This is a genomic window from Segeticoccus sp. (genome assembly GCF_035708005.1).
Genome location: NZ_DASSTI010000135.1, coordinates 1 through 10,605, shown reverse-complemented (window position 1 = coordinate 10,605; position 10,605 = coordinate 1). Strand labels below are relative to the sequence as shown.

The following is a 10,605-nucleotide window of genomic DNA, read 5'->3' as shown; positions in this document are numbered from 1 at the left end:
AACGGCATCCCGAGCCGGCGGATGACGTAGGCGTCGAGCCGCTCGGCGTGGATGACCTTCGGGATGTCATAGATGCTCGGCGCGTCGACGCACGCGGCGACCGCCTCGGGCTCGACGTCGCACATCATCGAGATCTTGCGCTTGATGTCGCCCGGGATCTCCCGGTCGGCTCGCAGCACGAGCCCGTCGGGCTGGATACCGACCTGGCGCAGCGCGGCGACCGAGTGCTGGGTGGGCTTGGTCTTCAGCTCGCCCGACGGCCCGATGTACGGCACCAACGACACGTGCAGGAAGAAGACGTTGTCGCGACCGACCTCGTGCCGCACCTGGCGAGCCGCCTCCAAGAACGGCAGCGACTCGATGTCACCCACCGTGCCGCCGATCTCGGTGATCACGATGTCGACGTCCGGGCCGCCCATGCGGCGGATGCGCGACTTGATCTCGTTGGTGATGTGCGGGATGACCTGCACGGTGTCGCCGAGATACTCGCCGCGGCGTTCTTTGGCGATCACCGTCGAGTAGACCTGGCCGGTGGTGACGTTGGCCGAGCCATGGAGGTCGGTGTCGAGGAACCGCTCATAGTGACCGATGTCGAGGTCGGTCTCCGCACCGTCGTCGGTGACGAACACCTCACCGTGCTGGAACGGGTTCATCGTGCCCGGGTCCACGTTGAGGTAGGGGTCGAGCTTCTGCATCGTCACCCGGAGACCCCGGGCGCGGAGCAGGTGTCCGAGGCTGGAGGCGGTGAGCCCCTTGCCGAGCGAAGAGGCAACGCCTCCGGTCACGAAGATGTGTTTCGTCTGCTCCACCACGGGCTTCTACTCTACGTCATCGCCGACGTCGGACACGACGGGCGCGCGGGGCGACGCGCCGCTGGCCCGCCGGTAGGCCGCCACCGTCGCCGCCACGACGTCTCCCTGCCCGGGCAGCTCACCCGCACGTTGAAGCGCCTTGGCCTCCAACGCCTTCCGCACCGCGTCGTCGCCGAGCACCACCTGTATGCCGTGTGCCAGCTCCTGTGCGTCCCCGCCGGTGACGAGCAGGGCCGCCTCGCCGACGAGGTCCGCGATCCCGCCGACGTCGGCCGCCACGACCGCCCGTCCCCGGTGCAAGGCCTCCTGCAGGGCCAGTGAGGGGCCCTCCCAGCGGGACGGGCACACCACCAGGTCGGCGGCGGCGAGCAGGGCCGGCATGTCCGGACGCTCACCGAGCAGCCGCACCGGCAGGTGCTCTCGGTCGATACGCCGCTGCAGGCTGCGCCGCAGAGGCCCCTCCCCCGCGACCGCGACGAGGACTTCGCGCTCGTGTTGCCCGCTCGCTCCGTGCGGGCGGCCGAGCCCGTGTGGCGGGAGCAGTGCGGCGGCGTCCAGCAGCACGTCGAGGCCCTTCTGCGGCGCGAGGCGCGCGACGACCAGCACCAGTCGTCCCCGGGGCGCCAGCTCGGCCCGCAGCCGCGCGGCCGTGGCCCGGTCTGTCGGTGGGAGAGCCGGCGCGGCGAGCACCGCCGGCTCGACCCGCCGGGCGGCGTACCGGCGGGCCAGGGCCCCGAGGTCCGCCGTCCCGGCCAGCACGACGCCGGCGCGGGACATCACGAGCCGGGCCAGCAGGTCGGCCACCAGCCCCGAGCGTGGTGGCGGGTTGTGCAGCGTGACCACGAGCGGCACCGGCGGCGCTCCGCGGGTCGCCAGCGCGGCCACGGCACCGGCCCGCCACCCGTGCGCATGGACCACGTCGACCCGCGACAGCTGCCGCCGCAGCGCACGCAGCGTCGCCCGGTCGGCGCCGATCCCGGGACGCCGGCCGATCGTGATCCGCAGGTGCTGCACACCGGGCCTCGAGTTGCCGCGCGCCGAAAGGGGCAGCCGTTCGGCCAGCTGAGCCGGCGCCGCGACCAGCACCTGGTGACCGGCCGCGAGGAGACCGTCGGCGAGGTCGCGCACGTGGGCGCCGATGCCGCCGGTGCTCGCCGGCGCCACCAGGAGCACCCGCCCCGGCCAGCTCCGATCGTTGTCCGCCATCGTTGTGCGGTTCTGGTCGTCCTGGCCGCCAGAACCGCACAACGATTGCGGCGGCACCGAACCGTCTCCCGGCTCCGGCGGCGGCACCGAACCGTCTCGCGGCTCCAGCGGCGTCACCGGGGCCCCCCGTCGGGCCAGGAGGTGCGCGGTGTCGCGATCGAGCAGCCACACCAGTCCGGCAAAGGACCCGAGCACGGCAGCAGCACCCGCCAGCCCGGCCAGCACCACCCAGACCTGCCCCGCACCGAGTGCCTGCGCGCTGGCCCCACCGGCCCAGCGCCCGACCCCGGCACCCACGGCCGCGGCGGTCAGGGCCGCCGCGCCGGCCCGCGGTACGCCCCGCAACGCAGCGGCTCCCCAGCCACGCCGGACGGCGAGAAGGAGCAGGAGGGCCGCCAGCGTCATACCGGCCGTCGTGGACCAGCCCACGGTGGTGAGGGTCGCGCGCGGGTCCGCGGTGCCGCGCAGCGTAACGAGCGGCACCAGCGCGACGACCGCCCAGCCCAGCGTCATCGCGGCGGCGGTATGCCGGGCACGGCCACGCACGTAGAGCGCCCGGGTGAGCAGGGCGGTCAGGCCCAGGCCGAGCAGGCCCGGGGCGAGGCAGGTCAGGGCCGCGGGCATGGCGTCCAGCGCGGCCCGGCCGCCGGGGGTCGCCGCGCCGCGGTCCAGCCCGGTGAAGAAGGCACCCGCCTGCGGCGCCACTGCCACCAGCAGGGCCGCGCCGAGCGCACCGGTGACCAGGACAGCGCGGACCGACCGGGCGAGCCGGTCGGCAGCCTGCGACTCCACCGCGGCGAGGGCGGGGAAGGCGGCCACGGCGAGCGGGAGGCTGAGCACGGCATACGGCAGGAGGGAGACGGCCTGCAGGTAGAAGAAGGTCGGCAGGCTGCCGGGGCCGCCGTGCGCGTTGACGACCCTGGTGAGCAAGGCGGTGGCGAGTTGCGTCGCGGCCGCCACGACCACCGCGGCACCCGCGAGCGCCACGGCGCGGCGGACCGTGCCACCCGGCCAGCGCCAGGTGGGTCGCAGGCGCACGCCGGCGCGCCGGACCGGCACGAGCAGGGGCAGGCTCAGCGCGGCGACGCCCGCCGTGGTCCCTCCGGAGAGGACGGCGATCGCGGTGCCCGAGGGCGTCCGGCCCGCGGCCGCCAGGGCGCCGAAGCCCAGGTAGCTGCCGATGACCACCACGCTGGACAGCAGCGGGGCGAGGGCCGCCGCGAGGAAGCGTCCGTGCGCGTGCAGCACCCCGGACAGCACCATGCCCACCCCGTAGAGCGGGACCTGCGGCGCGAACACCAGCAGCATCGCCGTCGCTGTGCCGACAGCGCCCGGGCAGGGGCTGGCCGGCAGCAGCAGGGACACCACGGGGCGGGCGAGCAGCGCCAGCGCCGCCGCCGTGGGGACCAGCAGGGTCACGGTCCAGGTCAGCAGGGCGGAGGCAAGCTGGTCCGCGCGCCCCCGGTCGCCCCCGAGCTCCCGGCGCACCAGGGGCACGGCCACGGCCGCCAGGGCGCCCCCGGCGGCGAGTTCGAACAGCACGTTGGGCAGCTGGTTGGCCGTCGTGTATGCCGTGCCGGTGCAGCTCGTGCCCACGTTCGCCGAGAAGGCCAGCCACCGGCCGAACCCGACGATCCGGGCCAGCAGGGTGGCGCCGGCGACGAGGCCGGCCGCCCCGGCCACCCGGGAGGCCACGGGCCGGGTCAGGACGGCCGTCACGCGACCGTCCTGCCCCAGGCGTCGAGCTCGCGCAGCACCGGGGTTCGACCGATGACGGCGGTGAAGCTGACCCGTTCGGAGGCCAGGGTCAGCGCGGTCACGACCGCGAGCGCGACCAGGCGACCCCTGCGGCCGCAGCCTTCGCTGAGCGCGACGCCCGTGGCCGCCCCCAGAGCATTGGCCCCGGTGTCGCCGAGCATGGTGCGCGCGGTCAGGTCGTCGGCGAGCGCAGCCGCCGCGGCGCCGAGGACGACGCCCGCGCTGCCCGTGGTGTCCGCAGCGGGCCGCCGTCGGGGCCCTTGGCCCGTGCCGCGGCCGTGGGGGCCGGGACGGTTGCTGGCAGTCCGTGAGGTCCCCAGGAGCGGCAGGGCGGTGAGCAGGACCGTCTTCAGCGCGCGGCCGGGGCGCAGGTCGAGCAGGTTGGTGAGGTTCGCGCAGCCCGCGACGAGGGCGGCATACGAGAGCCGGTCGAGCCAGGAGCGGCGCGGCCAGTGGGGGACGGCGGAACCTCGCCGGGTGCGCTCGGGCTCGCCGAGCAGGGACGCCGAGACGCCGGTAGCCGTGAGCAGGAGCAGCTTGCCGGTGCCGGTGGTGACCCGACCGTGCCGGAGCTCGCGGAGGTGGCCGGTGAGACCCTTGGCGCTGCTGGCCCGGCCGTGGTCGTCGAGTGCGCCGGCGAGAGCCGCCCCCGAGACGGCGGCGAAGAGCTGCGCCGACGTGGCGCCGGCGAGGAGGCCCAGGACCACTGCGGGGCCCTCCCACAGTGAGACCGGGCGCTCGGCGTGGTTGGTGCGGGTCATGCCCGGCCCCGAGGGACGCGAGCCGGTCCGGGAGAGGACGGCGGACGTGACGAGGGCGGCGAGCGCGCCCCTCATCGCGGCGCGGACCACCTGTCGCCCGGTGGCGCCATCGGTGGGACCAGCCGGCTCAGCCCCCTGGCGTCCACCAGGCGGTCCCCCACCCGCAACCGGGTCAGGAAGCTGCTGGCCATGCCGGCCCGTCCCTTGTCGAGGAACTCGGTGAGGGCGGTGCGGGAGCCGACGGCCACGATCAGCGACGCGCCGGCCGCGTGGGCGAGCAGCAGGGCGGCGTCCTCGCTGGTGCCGGTCACGGGGAACAGCAACGGCTCGGGCACGCCGGCCGCGCGCGCCCGGGCCAGACCGGGCGCCTCGCCGGACCGGTAGGCGTGCACGACCACCTCGGCCCCACTGGCGAGTGCCGCATCGGACACGGAGTCCAGGTCACCGACGACCAGGTCCGGTCGGTGCCCGGCGTCCAGCACGGCGTCCGCGCCACCGTCCACGCCGATGAGCACGGGGTGCTGGTCGGCGAGGAACCCGGACAGGGCGGCCAGGTCGTCGCGGTGCCCGGGCCCCCGCACCACGACGACGGCGGGGCGTCCCCGCAGCGAGGTGCGCAGCGACGGCAGGTCGAGGGGCTCGACCAGCAGGTCACGTTCGGCGGTGAGGAAGTCGAGGGTGTTGCGGGCGAAGCCGTCGAGCTCCTCCCCGAGTCGCGCCGCCGCGCGAGCCATGGCGTCGCGCACGTCCTCGGTGGTGCGCGCGACACCGACCGCCGCCACCCGGCCGCCGACGAGCAAGCAGTCGCCGTCCAGGCGCGCGAGCGTCCCGTCGGGCACCGGTCCGTCCTCCCACTCGGCCGCGTCGAGGAGCGGGATGTGCGCCGCCAGCAGGCACTCGGCACCGGTGGCCGGGTAGCGCCCGGTGAGGGAGGCCGCGAGGTTGACCACCCCCGCGACCCGCGCTGCGACCAGGTCCGCGGCACTGACCTGGTCGAGATCGGGATGGTCGATGACCGCAAGGTCACCGGGGCAGAGGCGTCGCACGAGGTGCTTGGTCCGGGCGCCTGCCCGGACGGCACCCACGACCGGGGCGGGCGGCGCGGCCTCGAGGACCGCGCGGCGCGAGCGCGGCCGCACCGCCGCCTCACTCATCCGGCCACCGCGACGTCATCGCGCGCTCACCGGGCGGACCTGCCCTGGTCGAGCAGCTCCTGGGCGTGTTCCAAGGCCGCGGCAGAGTCGGCGACGCCACCGAGCATCCGCGCCAGCTCGTGCAGGCGGTCCTCGCCCTCCACGGCGCGCACGTCGCTCACCGTGACCGCGGCGTCCTCGGCGCGGCGCACCACGAGGTGGCGTTCGGCGTGGGCCGCCACCTGGGCGAGGTGGGTGACGACGATGACTTGGGCGGTCTTCGCCAAGGTGGCCAGCCGAGCTCCCACATCGAGCGCGGCGGCCCCGCCCACGCCGGCGTCGACCTCGTCGAACACGAACGTGGGCACGTCGCCGCTCGCGCTCACCACCTCGAGCGCGAGCATGAGCCGGGAGAGCTCGCCGCCGGAGGCAGCCCGCCCGACCGGCAGCAGCGGCGTCCCTGCCCCCGCCGCGAACCGGATCTCGACGTCGTCGATGCCACTCGGGCCGCAGCGCACCGTCCTGCCGTCCGGCAGGGGAAGACCGTCGGGCTGCTCCTGCTGGGCCACGACGACCTCGATGCGGGCACCGGCCAGCGCCAGGTGCTCGAGCTCGGCCGTGACGCGGTGGGCGAGCCGCTCGGCGGCAGCCGAGCGCTCGGCACTGATGGCGTCCGCCTGCTCGGCCAGCTCGGCCGTGAGCGCGGCGATGTCGCCGTCCAGGTGGTCCAGGCGCTCGTCGGCGGTCTCGAGCTCGAGCAGGTCCTGCGCGGACTGCTTGGCCCACGCCAGCACGTCCTCGTTGGTGTCGCCGTACTTGCGCTGGAGGCCGGCCAGTTCCGCACGCCGCTCCTGCACCTGGTCCAGCCGGGCGGGATCGGCCTCGACCCCGGCGGCGTAGGTGGCCAGCTCTGCCCCCAGGTCCGACGCGAGGTAGGACAGCTCCCGCAGGCGACCGTCGAGGGCGGACAGCTGCGGATCGTGCGCCGCGACCGGGCCGAGCGCGGACCGGGCCCGCTCGACGAGGTCCACCACGGACGCGGCGCCGTCCGTCCCGCCGTCGAGCTCGTCGGTGCCGACGACCGCCGCGTGCGCGGCGCCGGCCCCGTGGCGCAGTCCGTCGGCATGGGTGAGCCGTTCGCTCTCGGCCCGCAGGTCCTCGTCCTCGCCCGGCAGCGGGTCGACCGCCTCGATCTCCTCCAGTCCGGCGCGCAGCAGGTCCACCCGCCGGGCACGTTCGCGGGCCTCCGCGCGCAGCCGACGCGACTCGGCGCGCAGAGCCAGCAGGTCGGCATACCGCTGGGCGAGGTCGGTGACGCGGTCCTGCAGGGAGGCGCCGGCGAACCGGTCCAGCAGGACGCGGTGCTGGTCGGGCTGCTTCAACCGCCACTGGTCGGCCTGGCCATGGACCGCGACAAGGAGGCGGCCGACCTCGGCCAGGGTGCCGACGGGCGCCGACCGGCCGCCGAGGTGGGCGCGGGAGCGGCCCTGGTCGCTCACCGTCCGGACGAGGATCAGGTCGTCCTCGACGTCGGCGCCGGCCTCCGCGGCCCGCACCGCCGCAGGGTGGTCGGGCGGGAGCTCGACGAGACCCTCGACGACGGCGTGCTTGGCTCCGCGGCGAACCCGGCCGCCGTCCGCGCGCGCACCCAGCAGCAGGCCGAGCCCGGAGACGACCATCGTCTTCCCGGCACCGGTCTCACCGGTGACGACGTTGAGCCCCGGAGCCAGGTCGAGCACGGCGTCGTCGATGACACCGAGGCCTTGGATACGAATCTGGCGGAGCACGGTCGACAGGCTAGTGCGCGCCACCGTCGACACCGGCTGACCCGGCCCGCGGCTCCTGCAACGTCGCCGCTGCCGCAGCGCGGCGGGCCGCTCCCCGCCAGCCCTCCACCGACAGGTGGAACTTGCGCACCAGCCGGTCGGTGAACGGCGAGCTCGACAGCCGCGCCAACCGCACCGGGATGGCGCTGCGGCGGACCTCGATGCGGGCACCCGGCGGCAACTCCACGGCGCGGCGGCCGTCACACCACAACACGCCGGCGCCCTCGGTGTGCTCGAGCACCTCGATCGCTACCCGGGCCGAGGGACCGAGCACCAACGGACGCGCGAACAGCGCGTGCGCCGAGATCGGCACCATGAGCATGGCCTCCACCTCCGGCCAGACGACCGGCCCGCCGGCGGAGAACGCGTAGGCGGTGGAGCCGGTCGGCGTGGACAGCACCACCCCGTCGCAGCCCCAGGTCGACAGCGGCCGCTCGTCGATCTCCACGGTGAGCTCGAGCATCCGCTCCCGGGCGGCCTTCTCCACGGACGCCTCGTTGAGCGCCCAGTTGGTCGCGATCGTCTCTCCGTCGTTGAAGGCGCTGACCTCCAGGGTCATCCGCTCCTCGACGCGGTAGTTGCGCGACACGATGTGCTCGACCGTCGTGGGCAGGTCCTCCCGCTCGGCCTCGGCGAGGAAGCCGACGTGTCCGAGGTTGACCCCGAGCAAGGGTGCGCCGGTGCCGCGAGACAACTCGGCTCCGCGCAGGATCGTGCCGTCGCCGCCGAGCACGCAGATCAGCTCGCACCCCGCGGCCGGATCCGCGGGGTCGGCGAGGAGCAGGTCCTCGTCCTCGCCGAGACCGAGCTCGCGGGCCTCGTCGGCCACCATCGCGGCCTGAACCCCTTCGGCGCGCAGCCGGGCCGCGACCTCCCGCGCGAGGTGGTGGACCTCGGTGCGGCGGGGGTGCGCGACGAGCAGGACGCGTCGGGTCATCAGTCCTCCTCCCGCATCCACTGCTCGACTGCCCGGGTCAGGTTCGGCCCGCTCATCATCCCCCCGCCGCCCCGGCGCAGCCACAGCAGGTACTCCCGGTTGCCGCTGCCACCGGCGATCGGGCTGGGGCACCCGTCAACCACGTGCAGGCCACAGTCTGCCGCCTCGGCGGCGACGTCACGGACGGCGGCTCGCCGGTCGCGGTGGTCGCGCACGAGGCCGCCCTTGCCGAGGCGTTCCCGCCCGACCTCGAACTGCGGCTTGACCAGCACCAGCAGGTCCCCGTCCGGCGCTGTCAGCTCGGCCAGCCGGGCCAGCACCACCCGCAGGGAGATGAAGCTGAGGTCGGCGACCACCAGGTCCGCGGGGCCGCCGATGTCACCCGGAGCGAGGTCGCGCACGTTCGTGCCCGACCGCTCCCGCACCCGCGGGTCGCTCGCCACCGGCGCGGCCAGCTGACCGTGGCCCACGTCGACCGCCACGACCTCACGGGCACCGCGCTCGAGCAGGACCTGGGTGAAGCCGCCCGTCGAGGCGCCCACGTCGAGGCAGCGCCGACCGCGCACGTCCACGCCGAAGCGGTCCAGCCCCGCCAGCAGCTTGTATGCCGCGCGCCCGACCCACTGCCCCCGCTCCCCTCGGTGAACCTCCACCTCAGCATGGGGGGCAATGCCCCGGGACGCCTTGGTCACGACCTCGCCGTCGACCCGCACGCCACCCGCGCGGACCAGCTCGCGCGCCTCCCCCCGGGACCGCGCCAGTCCCCGCTGGACCAGCTCGACGTCGAGCCGACGCGGCTCGTCCGACCCCTGCGCCGGCCGGTGTCTGGGGACCGGTTCCCGCGACCGGTCGACGTCAGTCACCCAGGTCGGACAACCGCGACTGGAGGTGCCGGTGGACCCGCTCGGCCGCGGCGATGTGCTCGGCCAGCGGTTGGTCCCGCACGGCCTCGAGCTCGGCGAGGGAACGGTCGATGTCCGCATCGCCGGTGTGGGGGACAGCCCCGGCCGCCGCCTCGTCAGCCACGTCGCCCTCGTCCTCACGATCCCCGACGACCTGCGCGTCCTGCGGGTGGTCGGTCACGAGGTGCTCCCGTCGGCGTCTGGTCCACTGGTCGGCTCGGAGGTGGCGCGGCGGTGGCCGCGCGCCGAACCGCTGGTGCCCGACGTCCGGGTCGTCGCGGGCCGGCCGGTCCGTGCGCTGGTGGTCCGCTTGCTCGCGGCGCGCTTCGAGGTCGCCTGCTTTGCCGAAGAGCGCTTCCCACTGCTCGACGCGGGGACGCTGGACTCCCCTGCCGTCCCGGTGGTCGGCCGCTTGGCGGCCCGTGAGGTCGAGCGCTTCCGCGCCGCGCGCCCGGCCGACGCGTCGGCGGCCTCTCGCAGCTCGAGCTTGGCCCGCAACGACGCGTTCTCCAGGCGCAGTTGCTCGAGTTCCTCCTTCAACTGCGCGTTCTCCGACGAGGGTGCGAGCCCGAGTCGGCCGACGGCGTCCTCGACCTCGGCGCGGACGAGACCGAGGAGGTTCTCCCGGTTCGACGTCGCCGTCGCGAGGAGCTCGTCCGCCAGCGCCGCGACCTGGCCGGTCACCCGCCCGGCGCTCTCCCCACCGGGCAGCTCCAGCAGCCCTCGTGCGACATCTTGGGCGCGGGCCCGCGTCATGTCCCCCACACCCGAGGCGAGCTGCAGCAATGCCTTCAGCTGGTCACCTGCCATCTGCATCCTCCTGATCGTCAGGTGCCCACGGTACTGCCTGCTGGGCGCCCGTCCGGCCGTCCCACCACCGGGCCAGCTCGTGTGCCGCCGAGACCACACCGTCGTCCTCGTGCCCCCGGTCGTCGATCGCCTCCCACAGCGCTGCGAGGCCGGCCCGCAGACCGTCCTCGGCCCGCCCTCCGGGTTCCAGGGTGAGGCCGGTGTCGTCCAGCCGCGCGGTCGCGGTGCCGCACCGCCACCCGTTGTGGCCGTCGGGAGCCGCCTCCTCGTAGGGCTGCAGCAGCGACCCGAGGTCGGCGGCGACATATCGGGGCCGTTGGTCCGTGGGGGCGAGCGACACGTCCACCACCCCGTGCACCCCGGTGAGGACCAGGACGGCATCCATCCCCGCGGCGTGGGCACCGGCAATGTCGGTGTCCAGGCGGTCGCCCACGCCGAGGGTCGCCGACGCCGGAGCCCC

The 10,605-nt window shown here is 75.2% G+C and carries 10 protein-coding genes; all 10 read right to left on the bottom strand.

Features of this window, described 5'->3' with window-relative positions:
• Positions 1-812, bottom strand: an 812-nt coding sequence (locus VFL99_RS13175; protein ID WP_325106825.1) for a CTP synthase, incomplete at its 3' end; no start/stop codon positions are given.
• Between the two features lie 6 nt (positions 813-818).
• Entirely contained in the window at positions 819-3,737 is a 2,919-nt protein-coding gene (locus tag VFL99_RS13170) for a lipid II flippase MurJ (protein ID WP_325106824.1), read from the bottom strand.
• Positions 3,734-4,612 (bottom strand): hypothetical protein, encoded by an 879-nt coding sequence (locus VFL99_RS13165; protein WP_325106823.1) that lies wholly within the window; start codon positions 4,610-4,612, stop codon positions 3,734-3,736. Before VFL99_RS13165 ends, VFL99_RS13170 begins: the two co-directional genes overlap by 4 nt.
• The gene (gene steA, locus VFL99_RS13160) at positions 4,609-5,691 is read right to left on the bottom strand and encodes a putative cytokinetic ring protein SteA (protein ID WP_325106822.1); all 1,083 of its coding nucleotides are present in this window, start codon (positions 5,689-5,691) and stop codon (positions 4,609-4,611) included. The genes VFL99_RS13165 and steA overlap by 4 nt, the downstream gene beginning before the upstream one ends.
• Positions 5,692-5,717: 26 nt before the next feature.
• Entirely contained in the window at positions 5,718-7,457 is a 1,740-nt protein-coding gene (gene recN / locus VFL99_RS13155; protein ID WP_325106821.1) for a DNA repair protein RecN, read from the bottom strand.
• A 10-nt stretch (positions 7,458-7,467) separates the two neighbouring features.
• Complete coding sequence (locus VFL99_RS13150) at positions 7,468-8,433, bottom strand: NAD kinase (protein ID WP_325106820.1); 966 nt, start codon at positions 8,431-8,433, stop codon at positions 7,468-7,470.
• Positions 8,433-9,296, bottom strand: a complete 864-nt coding sequence (locus VFL99_RS13145) for a TlyA family RNA methyltransferase (protein ID WP_325106819.1) — start codon at positions 9,294-9,296, stop codon at positions 8,433-8,435. Before VFL99_RS13145 ends, VFL99_RS13150 begins: the two co-directional genes overlap by 1 nt.
• Positions 9,289-9,516 carry a hypothetical protein gene (locus VFL99_RS13140; protein WP_325106818.1) on the bottom strand — a complete coding sequence of 76 codons (228 nt, stop codon included), beginning with the start codon at positions 9,514-9,516 and terminating at the stop codon, positions 9,289-9,291. The genes VFL99_RS13145 and VFL99_RS13140 overlap by 8 nt, the downstream gene beginning before the upstream one ends.
• Positions 9,513-10,145: a hypothetical protein gene (locus tag VFL99_RS13135; RefSeq protein ID WP_325106817.1), complete on the bottom strand. Its 633-nt coding sequence runs from the start codon at positions 10,143-10,145 to the stop codon at positions 9,513-9,515. The genes VFL99_RS13140 and VFL99_RS13135 overlap by 4 nt, the downstream gene beginning before the upstream one ends.
• The coding region (locus tag VFL99_RS13130; RefSeq protein ID WP_325106816.1) for an HAD hydrolase-like protein at positions 10,135-10,605 on the bottom strand (471 nt) is incomplete at its 5' end. The genes VFL99_RS13130 and VFL99_RS13135, both read right to left, overlap by 11 nt.